Origin of the sequence: Janthinobacterium violaceinigrum (assembly GCF_009208555.1) — a bacterium.
In the GTDB taxonomy this organism is placed as follows: Bacteria; Pseudomonadota; Gammaproteobacteria; order Burkholderiales; family Burkholderiaceae_D; genus Janthinobacterium; species Janthinobacterium violaceinigrum.
In genome coordinates this window covers 48,793-68,618 of the sequence record NZ_WFLI01000008.1, presented here as the reverse complement: position 1 = coordinate 68,618, position 19,826 = coordinate 48,793, and the positions used below count along the sequence as shown (strand labels likewise).

At 63.0% G+C, this 19,826-nt stretch carries 16 protein-coding genes; 6 read left to right on the top strand and 10 right to left on the bottom strand.

The features are described from left to right. Positions 1-66: 66 nt before the first annotated feature. Positions 67-1,515 carry a dihydrolipoyl dehydrogenase gene (locus tag GCN75_RS09065; RefSeq protein ID WP_152282249.1) on the bottom strand — a complete coding sequence of 483 codons (1,449 nt, stop codon included), beginning with the start codon at positions 1,513-1,515 and terminating at the stop codon, positions 67-69. A gap of 129 nt (positions 1,516-1,644) precedes the next feature. On the opposite strand from GCN75_RS09065, the gene GCN75_RS09060 reads away from it, so the two are divergent. Then, on the top strand, positions 1,645-2,535 hold the full coding sequence (locus GCN75_RS09060; RefSeq protein WP_152282248.1) for an ArgP/LysG family DNA-binding transcriptional regulator: 891 nt from the start codon (positions 1,645-1,647) through the stop codon (positions 2,533-2,535). A gap of 6 nt (positions 2,536-2,541) precedes the next feature. Here the strand turns inward: GCN75_RS09060 and GCN75_RS09055 are convergent, their stop codons facing one another. Together GCN75_RS09055 and hemE are read right to left on the bottom strand one after the other, a co-directional pair. After that, positions 2,542-4,593 carry a primosomal protein N' gene (locus GCN75_RS09055; protein WP_152282247.1) on the bottom strand — a complete coding sequence of 684 codons (2,052 nt, stop codon included), beginning with the start codon at positions 4,591-4,593 and terminating at the stop codon, positions 2,542-2,544. 841 nt (positions 4,594-5,434) lie between these two features. Further along, entirely contained in the window at positions 5,435-6,520 is a 1,086-nt protein-coding gene (gene hemE, locus GCN75_RS09050; RefSeq protein ID WP_152255899.1) for a uroporphyrinogen decarboxylase, read from the bottom strand. A 201-nt stretch (positions 6,521-6,721) separates the two neighbouring features. Between hemE and GCN75_RS09045 the strand changes: the two genes are divergently transcribed. From GCN75_RS09045 to GCN75_RS09025, 5 genes are all read left to right on the top strand, one after another. Next, a complete protein-coding gene (locus GCN75_RS09045; RefSeq protein ID WP_152282246.1) occupies positions 6,722-8,665 on the top strand; it encodes a dipeptidyl-peptidase 5 in 1,944 nt (647 codons plus the stop codon). Further along, on the top strand, positions 8,662-12,843 hold the full coding sequence (locus GCN75_RS09040; protein ID WP_152282245.1) for a DEAD/DEAH box helicase: 4,182 nt from the start codon (positions 8,662-8,664) through the stop codon (positions 12,841-12,843). The genes GCN75_RS09045 and GCN75_RS09040 overlap by 4 nt, the downstream gene beginning before the upstream one ends. Before the next feature lie 55 nt (positions 12,844-12,898). Beyond that, a complete protein-coding gene (locus tag GCN75_RS09035; protein WP_152282244.1) occupies positions 12,899-13,387 on the top strand; it encodes a hypothetical protein in 489 nt (162 codons plus the stop codon). 167 nt (positions 13,388-13,554) lie between these two features. Then, entirely contained in the window at positions 13,555-15,420 is a 1,866-nt protein-coding gene (locus GCN75_RS09030) for a DUF885 domain-containing protein (RefSeq protein ID WP_152282347.1), read from the top strand. A 171-nt stretch (positions 15,421-15,591) separates the two neighbouring features. After that, positions 15,592-16,059, top strand: a complete 468-nt coding sequence (locus GCN75_RS09025) for a hypothetical protein (RefSeq protein ID WP_152282243.1) — start codon at positions 15,592-15,594, stop codon at positions 16,057-16,059. Positions 16,060-16,143: 84 nt separating this feature from the next. On the opposite strand, the gene tatC is transcribed toward GCN75_RS09025, so the two are convergent. The 7 genes from tatC to hisF all read right to left on the bottom strand — a co-directional run bounded on the left by tatC (position 16,144) and on the right by hisF (position 19,781). After that, a complete protein-coding gene (gene tatC, locus GCN75_RS09020; protein ID WP_152282242.1) occupies positions 16,144-16,899 on the bottom strand; it encodes a twin-arginine translocase subunit TatC in 756 nt (251 codons plus the stop codon). Then, the gene (tatB, locus tag GCN75_RS09015; RefSeq protein WP_152282241.1) at positions 16,896-17,429 is read right to left on the bottom strand and encodes a Sec-independent protein translocase protein TatB; all 534 of its coding nucleotides are present in this window, start codon (positions 17,427-17,429) and stop codon (positions 16,896-16,898) included. Before tatB ends, tatC begins: the two co-directional genes overlap by 4 nt. A gap of 48 nt (positions 17,430-17,477) precedes the next feature. Continuing rightward, positions 17,478-17,714 carry a Sec-independent protein translocase subunit TatA gene (tatA, locus tag GCN75_RS09010; RefSeq protein ID WP_152282240.1) on the bottom strand — a complete coding sequence of 79 codons (237 nt, stop codon included), beginning with the start codon at positions 17,712-17,714 and terminating at the stop codon, positions 17,478-17,480. A gap of 80 nt (positions 17,715-17,794) precedes the next feature. Continuing rightward, complete coding sequence (locus GCN75_RS09005) at positions 17,795-18,166, bottom strand: histidine triad nucleotide-binding protein (RefSeq protein ID WP_152255891.1); 372 nt, start codon at positions 18,164-18,166, stop codon at positions 17,795-17,797. Positions 18,167-18,182: 16 nt separating this feature from the next. Continuing rightward, positions 18,183-18,554 carry a phosphoribosyl-ATP diphosphatase gene (locus GCN75_RS09000; protein WP_076569447.1) on the bottom strand — a complete coding sequence of 124 codons (372 nt, stop codon included), beginning with the start codon at positions 18,552-18,554 and terminating at the stop codon, positions 18,183-18,185. Continuing rightward, on the bottom strand, positions 18,551-18,985 hold the full coding sequence (gene hisI / locus GCN75_RS08995; RefSeq protein ID WP_152255890.1) for a phosphoribosyl-AMP cyclohydrolase: 435 nt from the start codon (positions 18,983-18,985) through the stop codon (positions 18,551-18,553). Before hisI ends, GCN75_RS09000 begins: the two co-directional genes overlap by 4 nt. Positions 18,986-19,019: 34 nt before the next feature. Then, on the bottom strand, positions 19,020-19,781 hold the full coding sequence (gene hisF, locus GCN75_RS08990) for an imidazole glycerol phosphate synthase subunit HisF (protein ID WP_152255889.1): 762 nt from the start codon (positions 19,779-19,781) through the stop codon (positions 19,020-19,022). Positions 19,782-19,826 lie beyond the last annotated feature (45 nt).

The following is a 19,826-nucleotide window of genomic DNA, read 5'->3' as shown; positions in this document are numbered from 1 at the left end:
GTGGCAGCGATGATCGCGCAATCATGTGAGCTTGTCTACAAAATTATGTAAATCGCAAAGTTGCATTCAAGGACCGGGCGTGCAGTCGGCGCAGCCGGGCGCGTGTTCCGGATCTTTTTCCAGGTGCAGCGCCAGTTCGCGCAAGGCCGTGCGCACGCCTTCCTCGACGACGGGGTGGTAAAACGGCATGTCGAGCATGGTGGGCACCGTCAGCTGCGCCTGGCATGCCCAGGCCAGCAGATGGCCCAGGTGCTCGGCCCGCGGGCCGATCAGCTCGGCGCCGAGAAAGCGCTTGCTGCCGAACTCCGCATACACGCGCAGCACACCCTGGTTTTGCAGCATCACGCGGCTGCGGCCCTGGTTGCCGAACGACACGGCACCGACGGCAAAGCGGCCCGCATGGCTCACGCACAGTTGCTGGTAGGTGGCGCCCACCGTGGCGACCTGGGGCTCCGTGAAGGCGATCGTCAACGGCGTGCGGCGCAAGCCCGGTTTGACGTCAGGAAAACGCGCCGCGTTGTCGCCCGCGATGCGGCCCTCGTCGGCCGCCTCGGGCAGCAGCGGCAAGGCGTTGTCGGCATCGCCCGCGATGAAAATCGCGCTCTTGCCGCACTGCATGGTGTGCGGGTCATGCACGGGGATGCCATGGCGGTCGAGCGCGATCTGCGCCGTTTCCAGGCCGATCTTGTCCACGTTCGGACGGCGGCCGATGGCGGCCAGCACATACTCGAACTGCTCGGTTTTTTCCTGGCCCGCGCCATCGCGGCTGGTCAGCACGATGCCGCTGCCGTCCGAGCTTGTGGTCACGTGCGCCACGCTGGTCTGGAAGCGGATGTCGAGTTCGCGCGCCAGCACGGCGCCCGCCTCCTGCAGCACGAGCGGGTCCGTCAGCTGCGCCACTTTATTGCCGCGCGCAAACAGGGTCACGCGCACGCCCAGGCGCGCCAGCGCCTGGCCCAGCTCCAGGCCGATCACGCCGCTGCCGACCACGGCCACGGAAGCGGGCAAGTCCGTCCATTCGAACACGGCGTCGCTAGTGATGACGCGCTCGCCCGCCGCCTGCCACTCGGGCGGCACGATGGGCGTGGAACCGGTGGCGATCACCACGCTGGCCGCCTCGACGATCGTGTGTTCATCCACCTGCAATTTGCCAGGGGAAATAAAACGCGCATGGCCGCGCAGTTTTTCTTCGTCGGCAATGGCGTTGACGCCGTCGAGCACGAAGCCGACAAAGCGGTCGCGCTCGCTGCGCACCCGGGCCATCACTTGCCGGCCATCGATGCGCACGGGTCCCGGATGCACGCCGAAAGCCGGCGCGGCAGCGACGGCATGGGCCGCCTCGGCCGCCGCGATCAGCAGTTTGCTGGGCATGCAGCCGACCCTGGCGCACGTCGTGCCGTACGGCCCGCTTTCTATCATCAGCACGCGCTTGCCCTGCATGCGCGCCGCCCTGTGCGCCGTCATGCCGGCCGTGCCGCTGCCGATCACGGCCACATCCACTCGTATCGTCTTCATGCTGCTGTCCATCCGTTTGAGGTTGCTCACAGCATTCGATACTACCCGTTTGCCGAAAATAAGGTTTTACTTTGCAGCAATATATGCATTAGTATAACTAATCATTTTCAAAATTTATAAGCTGAGCTAATGGGATCACTCGATTATCGCGCGCTGGCCGTGCTGGACGCCGTGGCCAGCCATGGCAGTTTCGACAAGGCTGCCCTGGCGCTGGGCATCACCCAGTCGGCCGTCTCGCAGCGCATCAAGGCGCTGGAAGACGCCAGCGGGCGCCTGCTGATCATCCGTGGCCAGCCGGCCGTGCCGACGGGACTGGGCCAGCGCCTGATCGTGCATCACCGCAACGTCAAGCTGATGGAAGCGTCGCTCGACATCGACCTGGGCAACAGCGTCAGCATGCCGGAAATCGCCATCGCCATCGATGCCGACAGCCTGGCCACGTGGTTTCCCGACACCTTGTCGGCGCTGCTGGCGCCGCCCCGCTGCCAGCTCGACGTGCGCCTGGCCGACAGCGACAGCGCCTTGCAGATGGTGCGCGACGGCTCCGTGTTTGGCTGCGTGGCAGCCGAGTCCGGCACAGCGCTGGACGCGGCGGCCGCCACCAGCGTCACGCCGCTGGGCACCTTGCGCTATGTCTGCGTGGCCACGCCCGTGTTTGCGGGCCACTGGTTCGGCGACGGCTTCAGCAGCGAGGCGGTACAGCTGGCGCCGGCCGTCGTGGGCCAGCACGGCTTGCTGGCGCGTTTCCTCGCGGAACAATTGAGCATGCGTGAACCGTTCCCCCACCATACTTTACCGGTGGAAGCGGCGCGCCGCGGCTGCGTCCACGATGGCCTGGCCTACGGCCTGATGCCGCAGCGCCTGGCCGCGCAGGCGCTGGCGATGGACAGGCTCGTCGATCTGATGCCGGGCCGTACCCTGGACGTACCGCTGAGCTGGCACGCGTGGACCCTGGACACGCCGTTTACCAAGCTGCTGTCCGAGCAGATCGTCAAGTCCGCGCGCAATTATCTGAACTGAATTAATTTAAATATCGAGCGGGTCCACTTCCAGCGACCATTTCACGCGCGTCTTCATGGCGCGCAACTCCGCCAGCCATTCCTTTAAAAACGCCTGCAGCGCCGGGCGCGAGGGGGACTCGAGCAGCAACTGGGCGCGGTCCACGTTGTACACGCGCGTCATGCTCATGGGAATCGGATCGTTGATGGTCACCTGCGGGTGTTCCATGCACTCTTTCGCCGCCTGCAGGAACTCGATGGCCGTGGCCAGCTCCGGCGCTTCCGCGCGCAGCAGGGCCTGGAACAGATACGGCGGAAGCGCCGCCTGGGCCCGCTCTTCCAGCAGGGTCGTGGCGAAATGGTCGTAATCGTGGTTGACGACGGCGTCGTACAGCGGATGGCGCGCATAGCGCGTCTGGATCAGCACTTCGGAAACGCTGCCCCCTTCCGTCTGCGCGGCGCGGCCGGCCCTGCCCGCCACCTGCATCAGCTGGGCAAACAGGCGTTCGCTGGCCCGGTAATCCTGGGAAAACAGGGCCGTATCCGGATTCAGGATGCCGACCAGGGTCAGCTTTTTGAAATCGTGGCCCTTGGCCACCATCTGCGTGCCGATCAGGATATCCACTTCGCCCCGGTGCACGGTGTCGAACGCTTCCTGCGCGCTGCCCTTCTTGCGCGTGGAATCGGCATCGATGCGCAAGATACGCGCCTCGGGAAACAATTGCTGCAAGCCCTCTTCCACCCGCTGCGTCCCCCGTCCCAGCGGTTGCAGGTCCACGTTGCCGCAGGTGGGGCAATGGCGGGGAATGCGCAGTTCCAGGCTGCAATGGTGGCAGCGCAGCCGGTGTTCGGGCTTGTGCAGCACCATGAACGAGGTGCAGCGCGTGCAATTGCTGATCCAGCCGCACGATTCGCAGCAGATGACGGGCGAATAGCCGCGCCGGTTCAAGAACAGCAGCGACTGCTCGCCCCGCTCCATGCGCAGTTTTAGCGCGGCTACCAAATGCGAAGTCAGGCCATCTTTCGGCCGGTCGCGTTCCATGTCGAGAATCTTGACGCGCGGCAGCACCGCATTTTTGACGGCCCGCTCGCGCAATTCCAGCTTGCGGTAGCGCCCCGTCTGTGCATGGTGCCAGCTTTCCAGCGACGGCGTGGCCGAGCCCAGCACGATGGGAATCTGCAATTGCCAGGCGCGCCACACGGCCAGGTCACGCGCAGAATAACGCAAGCCTTCCTGCTGCTTGTACGACGGGTCGTGCTCTTCGTCGATGACGATCAGCTTGAGCTTGGGCAGCGAGGCCAGGATGGCCAATCGCGTACCCAGGATGATGCGCGCCTGGCCCTGGTGGGCGGCCAGCCAGTGCAGCATGCGTTCGCCTTCGGACAGGCTGCTGTGCAGGGTAGCCAGCATGACGCCGGGAAAGCGCGCACGGATATTGCCTTCCAGCTGCGGCGTCAGGTTAATTTCCGGCACCAGGATGAGGATTTGCGCATCGTCCTCGCGCGCCAGCACCTGGGCGCAGGCCTGCAGATACACTTCCGTCTTGCCGCTGCCCGTCACGCCGTACAGCAAGGTGGGCTTGAAACCCTGGGCGCCGCCGATGGCGTCCGCCGCTTCCTGCTGGGCGGGGTTGAGCGCCGGCATGTTCAGCGGCGTGCCGTCGTGCGCGTCGGCCAGCTTGCCCAGCTTCTTGATGGCGCGGTCCAGCGCCACGGTGGTCAGCACGCGCAAATTCTTCGGTAAACCCGGCAGCGCCACTTCACCGAGCGGACGCTGGTAGTAATCGGCGGCAAAGGCGGCCAGCGCCAGCCACTGTTCCGACAACGGCGCCAACTGGCTGCGCACGGCCAGCACGTCCTTCAGTTTCGCGGCGGGCACGTCGGTGCTGTCGGACACGCCGACGATCAGCCCCATCACTTCGCGCCGGCCGAACGGCACCAGCGCCAGCTGCCCCACGTGCGGCAGCGGCGCGTCCGCGCCGGCCTCCGCCGCCCCGTTCCAGCGGTAATCGAACAGGGCGTTCAGGGGCGTGTCGAGCGCGATTTTCAGGATGCACGACGTCAAAATGCACTGCGACATGGAGGTAGGGCCTATCTCAATAAAAAAGCGCGCCGCAGGATGCAGGGCGCGGCACGATGTCAGGCGTCAAGCCAGCGGGCCATGATACTTGTTTCGCCCGTCAAATGCCTAACGGCGGACGCGACAGCGAGTCCGGAAGCCTGAAGAAAATTCTGTGGATAACTTTGTGGACAAAGCAAAATTAACTTTCAGAAAAATGTGGATAGAAAATTTTGATCGCCGTCAAGAGGGGCACGCAAGAAAAATTAACTATTTAAAATCAATGACTTAAAAATTGATGCCCGGGAGGCAGCAAATCCGTCCCGCGTTTCCGCGGCTGTGCATAACTGAACCATTTCTGATTATTTTATACAGGAATCAGCACCATTTTGATGCACGCCATCGGCAAAAATGCCTGCCGCATGAGGTAAAGTTGACAATTGCCGGGCAAGCGTTCGTTTTTGCCTGTTGTGTGGCGAAACATTGTTCAATTATCATGCGCTGCAACATACACTTCAGGTGAAACCTGAACATCTACGCTAAGTATCGGTTAACAAATTACTTTTCAATTTTATCCACAGAATCTGTTGATAACTTTGTGGACAATGAAGGAACAAGACGGACCAGCGCAAGAATAACCATATCAAATGCAACAAAATCCGCCGAACAATGCCTTTTTTATGTCTTAATAATCAAGCACTTGCAACACCTCCCCGGGCATGGCTTTTCCACTGCCTCTTATTTCCGCAGCAAAAAAAATTGTGCATAAGTCGGTATTTCTTGCTGGGGCGCAGCAAAGAAAAAGGCAGGCTTTCGCTGGAAAGCCTGCCTTGTCTGCCCCTGCGCCAGGGGAAATGAAGGCTTACTGGCCGCTGCGCATGGCGCGGCTCATGCTGTGCACGGCTTCCACCATCGCTGCCACGGATTCGGGCGGCGTGAACTGGGAAATGCCATGGCCCAGGTTGAACACGTGGCCCGTGCCGGCCGATGGCGCGCCGAACGCATTGAGCACCTTCGCCACTTCGGCGCGGATCTGCTCGGGGCTGGCGAACAGGATGGCAGGGTCGAGATTGCCCTGCAAGCCCACCTTATGCCCGACCAGCTGGCGCGCGCGCGTCAGGTTGACGGTCCAGTCCAGGCCCACGGCATCGGCGCCGATGTCGGCGATCTGCTCGATCCACTGGCCGCCGCCCTTGGTGAACACGATGGCGGGTATCTTGACGCCATCCTTGTCGCGTTTCAGCTGCGCCACCACCTGCTGCATGTAGGCCAGCGAGAATTCCTGGTAGGCGCCATCGGCCAGCGCACCGCCCCAGGAATCGAAAATCATCACGGCTTGCGCGCCGGCATCGATTTGCGCATTCAGGTATTGCGCCACGGACGTGGCGTTGATGGCCAGGATGTGATGCATCAGGTCCGGGCGGTTGTACAGCATCTTCTTGATGGTATGGAACTCTTTCGAGCCGCCCCCTTCCACCATGTAGCAAGCCAGGGTCCACGGGCTGCCGGAAAAACCGATCAGCGGCACGCGGCCGTTCAGTTCCGTGCGGATTTGCGTGACGGCATTGAAGACGTAGTCGAGCGATGCCAGGTCCGGCACCTGCAGCGCCTTCACGTCCTGTTCCGTGCGCAACGGACGCTCGAATTTCGGACCTTCGCCATCGGCGAAATACAGGCCCAGGCCCATGGCGTCGGGCACCGTCAGGATGTCGGAAAACAGGATCGCCGCGTCGAGCGGGAAGCGCTCCAGGGGCTGCAAGGTCACTTCGGTTGCGTAATCGGGATTCTTTGCCAGGCCCAGGAAGGAGCCGGCCCGCTCGCGCGTGGCGCGGTATTCGGGCAGGTAGCGGCCCGCCTGGCGCATCAGCCAGACAGGGGTGTGCTCGGTCGGCTGGCGCAGCAGGGCGCGCAGGAAAGTATCGTTCTGGAGCGGAGCAAATTGTGGCATGGAAGGCAATCAATAGCTTGGAGAAGCGGTATTATCGCATCCAATCGCTGCCATTTCATTGATTCCAGTGCCGCTTTGCAGCATTTGCCATGCACAGCGATGTCTTTCGTTGTGCCTGCCCTTCCATTATGATGATGCACGCCGCCGCGCTGCCTGACGCCGCCTGGAGGCCCCCTCTTTCCACCACGACACGGAGCCCGCATGACCTCGACCGCATCCAGCACCCCTTATGGCATTTGGCCATCGCCGATCAGCGCGGCCATCGTCGCCGCTGGCGCCTCGCCGCTGACGCAACTGGCCCTGGGGGGGGCGGATGGCGCCGACGTGTACTGGCTGGCCGGGCGCGCCAGCGAAGCGGGCCGCAATACCCTGCTGCGCCAGCGCGGCGCGCGCGTCGATGAACTGACGCCGGCGCCGTTCAATGTGCGCACCCGCGTGCACGAATACGGCGGCGGCGCGTATGCGATTGCCGGCGATACCGTGGTCTTCTCGCATTTCGCCGATAACTGCCTGTACCGCGTGGCCGGCGACGGCGCGCCCGCAGCGTTCACCACGGGCGGCAACACGCGCCATGCGGACTTCGTCGTCGATGCGGCCCGTTCCCGCCTGATCGCCGTGCGCGAGCAGCATCCGGACGAAGGCCATGCCCATCCGGAAAACAGCCTGGCGGCCGTCGGTTTCGACGGCCGCGAAACGGTGCTGGCGCGGGGCCACGATTTTTATGCGGCACCCCGCTTGTCGCCGGACGGCAGCCAGCTGGCCTGGATCAGCTGGGATCACCCGCGCCTGCCATGGCAAGGCACGGAACTGTGGCTGGCCGACGTGCACCCGGACGGCAGCCTGGGTTCTCCCCGCCTGATCGCCGGCGGCGCGCGCGAGTCCATCTGCCAGCCGGAATGGTCGCCCAGCGGCTTGCTGCACTTCGTTTCCGACAGCAGCGGCTGGTGGAATCTGTACCGCCTGCACGGCGCCGATATCGAGGCGCTGTGCCCGATGGAAGCGGAATTTGCCACGCCGCACTGGACTTTCGGCGGCAGCATGTACGGTTTCCTGTCCAGCGACGAGATCGTCTGCACGTATATCCAGGCCGGCATCAGCTATCTGGCGCAATTGAACGTGGCCACGGCCAAGCTGGAACCGATACCGCACCCGTACCAGGAAATCCGCGAACTGCGCGTGGGTCCCGGCTTCGTGGCCTTGCTGGGCGGCAGCCCCACCATCGCGCTGGAACTGGCGCGCATCGATTTGTCTAACCATGAGCTGGAAGTACTGGCGCAGTCGATCGAACAGTTGCCTGCGCTCGCTTACCTGTCCGTGCCCCGCAGCTTGAGTTTTAGCAGCAGCAATGGCCGCACGGCCCACGCCTTCTTTTATGCGCCGAAAAACGATGACGTGCAGGCGCCGGCAGGCACCTTGCCGCCCGTCATCGTCATCAGCCATGGCGGCCCCACCAGCATGGCCAGCAATACCTTGAAATTGGCGACGCAGTACTGGACCAGCCGCGGCATCGGCGTGCTCGACGTCAACTACGGCGGCAGCAGCGGCTTCGGCCGCGAATACCGCGACGCGCTGCGCGGCCAGTGGGGCGTCGTCGACGTGGAAGACTGCATCGCCGGCGCGCGCTACCTGGCCGCCAGCGGCCTGGCCGACCCCGAGCGCCTGATCGTCCGCGGCGGCAGCGCGGGCGGCTTGACGACCTTGTGCGCCCTGACCTTCCACGACGTCTTCAAGGCGGGCGCCAGCTATTACGGCGTGTCCGACCTGAAGGGCCTGGACAACGATTCGCACAAGTTCGAATCGCGCTACACGGACTACCTGATCGCCTCGCAGCCGCAAGCCGAAGCGCTGTACCGCGAGCGGTCGCCCATCCACCACACGGATAAACTGTCGCGCCCGATGATCTTCTTCCAGGGCCTCGACGACAAGGTGGTGCCGCCGCAGCAGTCGCAGCTGATGGTCGATGCCCTGCAGGCGCGCGGCGTGCCCGTCGCGTACGTGCCGCTGGAAGGCGAGGGACACGGCTTCCGCAAGGCGGAAAACATCGTGCGCACCTTGGACGCGGAACTGTATTTCTACCAGCGCGTGTTCGGCCTGCCTGTGGCGGCCGGCGAGCCGCCCGTGCATATCGATAATCTGCCTGCATGACCGACGCGCACGCCGACCAGCACCTGCTCGATGAATTTGCCGCACTGGAGCAGCACGAGCAGATGATCCTCGCCTTGCTGGCGATCACGGGCGAGCCGGTGGGCAAGCATGCCGTGTACGAACACTTGCAGCGCGCTAATATCGTCGAGCCGGACGGCACGCCGTTTTCCCTGCTGGTGGTGACGAACATGCTGCTGCGGCTGACGCGCCTGGCGCTGGCGTCGGAAATCGTGGGACGCGGTTTTGCCTGCGAGGCGAGGCTGCGCTGGTCCGCCATGCGCGCCGCCATTGAGCACCTGGTGTTTCGCGACCTGTGCCAGGCCATCGAGCTGATCAATCCCGTGCGCCGCAACTGGGATGGCTATGTGGAATTGCGCAGCTACCGGCAGGGCGTGGCCCGCCTGCGCATCTCCCTGCTGCGCAACGACGAGGTGCGCCACGTGGCCGCCATCCTGGCCGCCTGCATGGCCTGCTATGAAGCGCAGCAGCTGCATCCGCTGATCGAGATTTTCGGCCGTCCGTTCGAGCCGGAAATGTTGTCCTTCGTCATGCCGCAATTGCAGGACGACATACTCGCCGTGCTGCTGGGCAATGCGCCCCGCGAGCCGGCCACGGCGCACGCCATCCGCACGTACGCGCGCGCCCACCACGCGCGCCAGGCGGCGGCCGGCGATCATATCGGCGCGGCCCTGCCGCTGGCCCTGGCCGAAGATGCCCTGCTGTGCGGCGAACTCGACGCAGCAGCCCGCTACCTGGCGGACCAGCAGGGGCCGCAGGTGCTGTTTATCGACAGCAGCATCGCCCTGTTGCGCGGCGAACATGCGCACGCCGTGGCGGGCTTCGAAACGGCCTTGAAGGGGCTGCGCAAGGAAGCGGGCAAGCGCAAGCTGTGCTTTACGGGCATCGGCGGCCATTTGTATGTGCTGGCCCTGCTGCGCAGCAACGACGCCAAGCTGCTGAAAAATGCGGAAGCCTACCTCGATATCGCGCTGCATGCGCAACCAAACCACGACAGCATCGTCTACCAGCAGCTCAACACCCTGCGCCTGGTACGCGCCGGCGTGCTGCAGGCGGAGAGCATCCCCACGCGCAGCTGGGAAACGGGACTGCAGGCGCAGCTGTTCCAGGCCTTGCTGTACTACTGGCTGGCGCTACCGCAATTGAGCGAACGCAAGGAGCAGCTGCGATCGCTGGTGCAGCAGGCGGATGCGGCTGGTTACGACCTGATTGCCGCGCAGGCGGCTGGCTTGCTGGGCCTGATGAGCGAGCCGCAGCAGGAGCGCTATGCGACGGCCAAGCGGGCGCTACACGGCCTGACAGACATGGCGCCGTGGTTCGAGCGCCAGGAAGCGTGGCAGCGCCAGCTGAGCGCCCTGATCAACCTGCAGCAGAACGCGCCCGCCGAAGCCATCGGCGGCGTCTCGCGCCTCGTGTGGCTGGTGGCGTTCGACCCGCGCTTTGGCTTGACGGCCGTCGAAGTGCGCGAGCAGAAACGCGACGCGCGGGGCGGCTGGAGCAAGGGCCGCGCCATGGGCTTGAAACGCCTGGCCGAAGAGGCGGGCGACATCGATTTCCTCACGCCGCAGGACGCGCGCGCGGCGGGCAGCATCGCGCCCTTCAAACAGTATTATTCGTCGGCGCCCCGCTATGAAGTGGAGCTGGACAAGGCCGCCGTGCTGCTGGTGGGTCACCCGCTCGTGTTCTGGCTCGACCACCCGGACACGCGCGTGGAACTGATCGCCGGCGCGCCCGAGCTCCTGATCAAGTCGCACGAGGGGCAACTGTGGCTGGGCATGCAACCGCCATTGCCCGACAGCGGCAGCAATGTGGTGGTGCAGCGCGAGACGCCGACGCGCCTGCGCGTGGTGCACATCCTCGACGAACACCGGCGCATCGGCGCCATCGTGGGCCTGGGCCTGTCCGTGCCGCTGCATGCGGAAAAACAGGTCATGCAGGCCATCGGCGCCATCTCGTCCATGGTCACCGTGCAGTCGGACATCGGCGGCGGCACCGGGGACGCGGAAGCCATCACGGCCGACCACCGCCTGCACGTGCACCTGCTGCCGTATCAGCAAGGCTTGAAGATGCAAATTCTCGTGCGCCCGCTGCTCGACAATGGTGCCTATTACGCGCCGGGCAGCGGCGCCGAAAGCGTGTTTGCCGACGTGGCGGGCCGGGCCGTGCAAGCGCGGCGCGACCTGAACGGGGAGCGCGAAGCGCAGCGCCAGCTCATCGGGCGCTGCCTGGTGCTGGAAGAGGCGGAAGAAGAGCATGGCGAGTGGCTGCTGGGCCAGCCTGCCCTGGGCCTGCAACTGCTGGTGGAATTGCAGGCGCTGGACCCGGCCGGCATGGTCCTGGCGTGGCCCGAAGGCGAAACCATGCGCGTGTCGAAACGCATCGACAGCGGCCAAATGCGCCTGAATATCAAGAGCGACAAGGACTGGTTTGCCGCCAGCGGCGACGTGCAGATCGATGAAGACAAGGTGATGGATTTGCGCGCCCTGCTCGATTTGATGCAGAACAATAAAAGCCGCTTCGTGGCCCTGGGCGACAACCAGTTCCTCGCCCTCAGCGACGAATTGCACCGCCGGCTGTCGGAACTGGCCGCGTATGGCGAGGCGCATGCCGATGGCGTGCACATCCACCCGCTGGCTGCGTTCGCGCTGGAAGAGCTGGCCAACGATGCGGGCGGGGTGAACGCCGACAAATTGTGGCGCGAACACTTGCTGCGCCTGCGCGCCCTCGACGATTTTCAAGCGCAGCTGCCCAGCACCCTGCAGGCAGACTTGCGCGACTACCAGCTGGCCGGCTACGAGTGGCTGGCGCGTCTGGCGCACTGGGGCGTGGGCGCCTGCCTGGCCGATGACATGGGCTTGGGTAAAACCTTGCAGGCGCTGGCGCTGATCCTGGCGCGCGCGCCGAACGGCCCCACCCTCGTCGTCGCGCCCACCTCCGTGTGCCTGAACTGGATCAGCGAAGCCAAGCGCTTCGCCCCAACATTAAAAATAAAGCTGTTCGGCAGCGGCGACCGCGCCGACATGCTGGAAACATTGCAGCCCTTCGACGTGGTGGTGGCCAGCTATGGCTTGCTGCAGCAGGAAGCGGCCCTGTTTGCCGGCGTGCGCTGGCATACCATCGTGCTCGACGAAGCGCAGGCCATCAAGAATGGCGCCACCAAACGCTCGCAAGCCGTGATGGCCCTGCAAGGGGACTTCCGCATGGTGGCCAGCGGCACGCCGCTGGAAAACCACCTGGGTGAATTGTGGAACCTGTTCCGCTTCATCAACCCCGGCTTGCTGGGCACCCTCGACCAGTTCAACCTGCGCTTTGCGGGTCCCATTGAGAAAGACCAGGACAAGCGGGCGGCGGCCGGCGCGCGCCTGCGGCTGCGTCGCCTGATCGCGCCCTTCATCCTGCGCCGCACGAAGACGCAAGTGCTGTCGGAATTGCCGTCGCGCACGGAAATCGTGCTGGAAGTGGAACTGTCGCCGCAGGAAACGGCGCTGTACGAATCCTTGCGCCGCGAAGCGTTGGAAAAGCTGGCCATGGTGGAAGGGCCCGCGTCGAAAAAGGCCATCCAGATCCTGGCGGAAATCATGAAGCTGCGCCGCGCCTGCTGCAATCCGCAGCTGGTGGCGCCCGAACTGGGCCTGGCCAGCAGCAAGCTGGCCGCCTTCGCGCAACTGCTGTCGGGCTTGCTGGAAAACCGCCACAAGGTGCTCGTCTTCAGCCAGTTCGTCGACCACCTGACCCTGATCCGCCAGCACCTGGAGCAGCATGGCGTGACGTACCAGTATCTCGACGGCAGCACGCCCATGCAGGAGCGCAAGCGCCGTGTGGACGCCTTCCAGGCGGGTGAAGGCGACGTCTTCCTGATCAGCCTGAAAGCGGGCGGCATGGGCATCAACCTGACGGCGGCCGACTACGTGATCCACATGGACCCGTGGTGGAACCCGGCCGTGGAAGACCAGGCCTCGGACCGCGCCCACCGCATGGGGCAATTGCGCCCCGTCACCATCTACCGCCTGGTGGCGAAACATACGATCGAGGAAGGCATCGTCGAACTGCACCAGCACAAGCGCGACCTGGCCGACAGTTTATTGGAAGGCAGCGACGCGGCCGCGCGCATGTCGGCCAGCGACATGCTGGGCATGCTGCAGGAGGGTTTGAAAAAATGAACGGGGAAGCCGCGTTCCATGCGATGATCCTTTTTCCCTGTTTATCGCCCACGCCATGACCGATTACATCGCCACCAGCGCCGGCCAGCGCGCCACCTTTTTGTGCGGCAAATCCTGGACCGCCTATGTCAGCACGTTCATTATTGCCGTACTGCTCTTCTTTGCCGCCCTGCCGCTGGCCTTCAAGTACAACGCGCGCGCCGCCTTCGTGGTGCTGATCGGCTCGGCCCTGATCGTCGGCTACCGCCTGCTGACCATCCGCAGCTATCAGCTGTACTACGACGAGGCGGGCGTGTGGCTGGCCTCCGGTATCTTGCCGTGGAAAAAGAAACTGACGGGCGTCAAATGGCGCGACATGGATGAAGCCGTCTATGAAACGAACTTCTGGAGCTGGCTGTTCCAGTCCTACACGGTCAGGGTCAGCCAGCGCTACACGCAGGAAACGGAAATCCACGCCACCGGCATGGCGCGCGGCAAGGATGCCGTGGCGGCGCTGAATGCGCATCACCAAGAGATGCTGCGCGGCAGCGCCATCGTCGTCTAGCCGGGTTGCCTAGCGGGCAAAAAACTGCGCAAACGCGGCAATTAATGCTAATCTTTGGCCGCCCTGGCAAGCAAAGCCCACCTTTCAATAGTTGTTTGTTACTTATATTATCAGTTTATTATTTTCTGATTTGGACAAATAGCAAAATATTCAAGAGATAAACTATGCTGACAAAAAATAAAGTTGCGCTCGCCGCATTGATGCTGGCCTTTACCCTGACCCCGGCCAGCGCCGCCAAGAAGCCGCAGAAAAATGGCAAGGCCAGCACCAGCAGCAGCAGCAGCAAGAAAAAAACCGGCGCCAAGAAAGCGGCCGTCGTCACGGCCGCGACGGCAGCCACGGCGGCAGCCATCGCCAGCGAGAACAGCAGCGACCGCGCGATGAATAACCTGAGCGGCCAGTTCCTCACGGCCCTGTGGCGCCTGGACCCGGAAAGCGCGATTTCGGTCGGCAAGTACGATGGCGCCGCCAACCTGAGCATTCCCGACGCGGCCAGCCGCCAGAAGCAGCTGGCCTTCATCGACGAATGGCTGGGCAAGTTCGGCAAGCTGAATGCGACCAAGATGTCCGACAAGCAACGCACCGACCTGGCCTTGCTGACGAATAAACTGCAATCGGACCGCTGGTATCTGACCACCTTCCGCGAATTCGAATGGAATCCCGCCCAGTACAACGTGGCCGGCTCCATCGACTTCATCCTGAACACGGAATATGCGGCGCAGCCGCAGCGTCTGCGTACCTTGCTCAAGCGCATCGCCACCGTGCCGCAATACTATGCGGCCGCGCGCGCCAGCATCCATCAACCCACGCGCGAACACACGCAGCTGGCCATCGCCCAGAGCGCCGGCGTGCTCAGCGTGCTTGACGACCTGAACAAGACGGCACAGGCGTCCATCCTGACGCCGATGGAAAAACAGCTGTACACGGCCCGCATCGCCGCGGCCCGCACGGCCGTGCAAGGCTATGCCGCCTGGCTGACGGAACAGGACGCCGCGCTGGCGCAGAACGGCAACGCGCGTTCCTTCCGCATCGGCAAGGAGCTGTATGAACAGAAATTTGCCTACGATATCCAGGCCAGCGTGAGCGCCGAGCAGATGTACCAGAAAGCCCTGGCCGCGCGCGAAAAGCTGCTCGAGCACATGGATAGCCTGTCCGACGAACTGTGGGTGAAAACCATGGGCGCCACGGCCAAGCCGGCGGACCGCACGGCAAAGATCGGCATGGTGATCGACAAGCTGTCGAGCAACCACGTGGCGCCCGCCGATTTTGTGCCGGAAATCCGCCGCCAGATCCCGGAATTGCAGGAATGGGTGACCAGCCACAACCTGCTGACGATGGACCCGAAAAAACCGCTGGTCGTGCGTGAAACGCCCGCCTACCAGCGCGGCGTGGCCGGCGCCAGCATCGAGGCGCCCGGCCCGTATCGCCCGCAGGACCGCACCTATTACAATGTGACGCCGCTCGATGGCGAAACGCCGGAGCAGGCGGAAAGCAGCTTGCGCGAGTACAACCACTGGATCTTGCAGATCCTGAATATCCACGAAGCCATCCCCGGCCATTACACGCAGCTCGTGTACGCCAACAAGTCGCCGTCGCTGGTCAAGTCCATCTTCGGCAACGGCGCCATGATCGAGGGCTGGGCCGTGTATGGCGAGCGCATGATGCTCGAATCGGGCTATGGCAATAACGCGCCGGAAATGTGGCTGATGTACTCGAAGTGGAACTTGCGCAGCGTCACCAACACCATCCTCGATTACAGCGTGCACGTGCTGGGCATGACGGAAGCACAGGCGCTGGACCTGCTGACGCGCCAGGCCTTCCAGACCCAGCGTGAAGCGACGGAAAAATGGCGCCGCGTGCAGCTGAGCTCGGTGCAACTGACCAGCTATTTCAGCGGCTACAGCGAAATCATGGACTTGCGCGAACAGCGCAAGCAGGCGCTGGGCAGCAAGTTCGTGCTGAAGGATTTCCACGAGCAATTCCTCAGCTACGGCAGCGCGCCCGTGAAAGTCATTAAGGAATTGATGAATTAAGGGCACGCATCCTCAGCTTGCAAAGGGCGCCGCGGCGCCCTTTTTGCATGCGCTTGCGCCGCCGCAAAGCGCCCCGCCCGCCATATCCTAAGCTGGCATGAAGGCAGGCGCCACCGCTCTCCTCACTGGCAATTGCCGATTTTTCTGCTAGGCTTGGAATCAGGAGCGTCCATGCATATGCCCATCCAGTTCGACACCCTCGATTACGCCAAACGCCTCGCCTCGGCTGGGGTACCCACGCCGCAGGCCGAAGCCCATGCGGCGGCCCTGGGCGAAGTGCTGGGCTCGGCTGTGGTCGTGCACGGCGAACTGGCGGCGCTGGAACGCAATCTGCTGGGAGAAATCAATCTGGTGACGCAAAAGGTCGATACCAGGACGCATGCCCTGGATATGAAAATAGATGCACTGGAGCTCAAACTTGACACCCGGATCGATGCGCTGGAATTAAAACTCGACACGAAGATCGATGCGCTGGAACAGAAATTCGACACCCGGATTGATCTGCTGGAGCAAAAATTCGACGCCAGGATCGAGCGCCTGGACTTGCGCCAGGGGGCGGACATGAAACACGTCTACTGGATGATGAGCACCCTGATCCTGCTGAACCTGGGCATCCTCAGCAAACTGATGCTGCAGTAAGCGCTCGCCAACATGACCCGCCATAAAAAAAGCCGCTGCTCCCGAACAAGGACAGCGGCTTTTGCTTGCTTGCCGGCTTGCCGGCTAGGACGCCTCTTCCGGCGACTGCGTCGCCCTGACAAAGACGGGCGCCACCAGCAAGCCCAGCTCGAACAGCAGCCACATGGGGACGGCCAGCGAGAACTGGCTGACCACGTCCGGCGGCGTGACGATGGCGGCAATGACGAAGGCGCCGACGATCACATAGGGGCGCACTTCCTTGAGCTTGGCGACGGAAACGAGGCCCATGCGCACCAGAATCACCACGACCACGGGCACTTCGAAGGTGGCGCCAAAGGCCAGGCACATCGACATGACAAAATCGAGGTAGTTTTCGATATCGGGCGTGACGGCGATCGAGGAAGGGGCGAAATTGCTAATGAAGTGAAACACGCGGCCAAAGACAAAGAAATAGCAGAAAGCCACGCCCGCCATGAACAGCAGCGACGAAGAGATGACGAGCGGCGCGATCAGGCGCTTTTCATGCGTGTACAGGCCGGGCGCGATAAATGCCCACATCTGGTACAGCACCCACGGCAGGGAGACGATAAAGCCCAGCAGCAAGGTCACCTTCATGGGGATCAGGAACGGCGACACCACGCCCGTGGCGATCAGCTTCGAGCCGACGGGCAGCGAAGCGAGCATGGGCGCGGCGATGAAATCATAGATGTGCGAAGCACCGGGCCAGTAAAACAGGATGCCGCAGACGATGGCAAAACCGATCGAGGCCTTGACCAGGCGGTTGCGCAGCTCGACCAGATGCGAGATAAAGGTTTCTTCCACCGGGGATTTGCTACTCATGAGTAAAAGGACGAGGAACTGGCACGCGGACGGAAGCGCGCCACGCGGGCCGCCGCCGACTGCACATGCAGCTTGCCGCCATGGCGCTGCTTGTACCAGCCGGGGATGGCGGAATTGCGCACCAGCTTTTTGCGGCGGAATTCGCGCGCCTTGCGGGCCAGGTCGTCATTGGTGGCCCGCAGCATGGCTTCATGGGCGTCGTGATGCCCGTCATACGCGCTTGAATCGCCGCGCCAGGCGTTTTCCACCTCGGCCAGGTTGCCGGAAATCGAGTTTTCCACGCCATGCATGGATTTTTCCACGCTTTGCTTCACGGAATGGGCCGCATCCTGCACTTCCTTCTGCAGGTTTTTCAGCTCTTCCAGCTCGATTTCGCGCGAGACTTCGGATTTCACCTGGTTCAGATAGCGTTGCGCGCGGCCATACAGGGTACCGGCCATGCGCGCCACTCTCGGCAACTTTTCAGGGCCGATGACTATCAACGCAACCACGCCGATGATGGCGATTTTAGAGAGACCGAGATCGATCATAAGCGGACAAGGGCTGTTACCGGACGAGGCAAGCGCCCCGCCACGCTATCAGAACTTGTTTTTCTCTTTCGTCTCGACGTCGATGGTGCTTTTGTCGGCCACTTGCGATGGCGCAGCAGGAGGGGTGTTGGCTGCCGCGGCATCCTCGTCGCCCTTGACGCCATCCTTGAAGCCTTTGACGGCCTTGCCGATATCACCGCCGATATTGCCCAGTTTCTTGGTGCCGAAGACCAGCATCACAATGACCAGAACGATCAGCCAGTGCCAAATACTCAATGAACCCATCACATTCTCCTTGCGGGACGGTGCCCGAATAGCGTCAACCAATGCCGGTAGTATACACGCGAACCCGGCGCACGGCGAAATCAGTGCTGGCCGCGCCAGGGGCGGGGGCCGCCGTACACGTGCATGTGCAGGTGATACACCTCTTGCCCGCCGTTCGGGCCGCTGTTGATCATGGTCTTGAAGCCGCCCGAGGGCACGCCGTCGGCGTCGTGGCTGACGGCGCAGCCAAATTCGGCCGCGAGCTTGGGCGCCAGGCGCAGCAGCTTGCCCAGCATTTCCGTATGGCTATCGTCGCAGTCGGACAGGCTGGCCACGTGCTGCTTCGGAATCAACAGCAGGTGCACGGGGGCGGCCGGGTTGATGTCCTTGAAGGCCAGCAAGTCGTCGTCTTCATACACGATGGAAGAAGGAATTTGTTTTGCAGCAATCTTGCAGAAAATACAGTTATCCACGCGTTCTCCGGTCAGGTCAGTGTTTGTCGGCTTCGCCCGCGTCGCGCAGCTCGTCCTTGCGCGCCGCCTTTTCTTCCAGGCCGGACAGGCCTTCGCGGCGCGCCAGCTCGTCGAGCACCTGCTGCGGCGTCAGGTCGAACTGCGCCAGCATCACCAGCGAGTGAAACCACAGGTCCGCGCATTCGTACAGGACCTTCGACGGGTCGTTGTCGCGGCGCGCATCCTTGGCGGCCATCACCGTTTCCGTCGCCTCTTCGCCGATTTTTTTCAAAATGGCATCATCGCCCTTGGCAAACAGGCGCGCGACATAGGAGGTGGCGGGGTCGCCGCCATTGGCCAGCTTGCGCGATTCGATCACGGCGGCCAGGCGCTTTAAGGTTTCACTCATTTCTTGGTTTCCGCGTAAATCGTGTCAGGGTCTTTCAGCACGGGGTCGGTGACTTGCCATTCGCCCGTTTTTTCGTCGCCCTCGAACTTCTGGAAGAAGCACGAATGGCGGCCAGTATGGCAGGCGATGCCGCCCGCTTGCTCGATTTTCAGCAAGACCACGTCTTCATCGCAATCGAGGCGGATTTCCAGCACCTTTTGCGTGTGGCCCGACTCTTCGCCCTTGTGCCACAGTTTCTTGCGCGAACGGCTCCAGTACACGGCTTCGCCCAGCTCCACCGTGCGCGCCAGCGCGTCGCGGTTCATCCAGGCAAACATCAGCACGTCGTTAGTACCCGCTTCCTGCGCGATCACGGGCACCAGGCCGTGCTCGTCCCATTTGACCTTTTTCAGCCACTTGGCATTGCTTGCTACGATAGTTCCGTTTTGCATGTTCTTCTATCCTGCCTGTATTGACTGCTTGTCGTTACGCCAGCCGCATGGGAATGCCCTGCTGCGCCATGAAACGCTTGGCTTCCTGCACCGTGTGCTGGCCATAGTGGAAGATGCTGGCGGCCAGCACGGCATCCGCGCGGCCCACCTTGATGCCGTCGACCAGGTCTTGCAAGCCGCCCACGCCGCCCGAAGCGATCACGGGAATGCTAACGGCATCGGACACGCCGCGCGTCAGGCCCAGGTCGAAGCCCACCTTGGTGCCATCGCGGTCCATACTGGTGAGCAAGATTTCTCCCGCGCCCAGGCTTTCCATTTTACGCGCCCATTCGAAAGCGTCCAGGCCCGTGGCGTTGCGTCCGCCATGGGTAAACACTTCCCACTTGCCGGGCGACACCTGCTTGGCGTCGATGGCCACGACGATGCATTGCGAGCCGTGCTTTTGCGATGCCTCGAACACCAGTTGCGGGTTCGTCACGGCCGAGGTGTTGATGCTGACCTTGTCGGCGCCCGCGTTGAGCAGCCGGCGCACGTCTTCCACCACGCGCACGCCGCCGCCCACGGTCAGCGGAATGAACACTTGCGACGCCACCGCTTCGATGATGTCGAAGATCAGGCCGCGGTTGTCGCTCGAGGCGGTAATGTCGAGGAAAGTGATTTCATCGGCGCCCTGCTCGTCATAACGGCGGGCGATTTCCACCGGGTCGCCGGCGTCGCGCAATTCCGTGAAATTGACGCCTTTGACGACGCGGCCATTGGTCACGTCGAGGCAGGGGATGATACGTTTTGCAAGCATGATGGTATCCAGATTGTTGCCCAGCCCGGGCATGCACGCGCACGC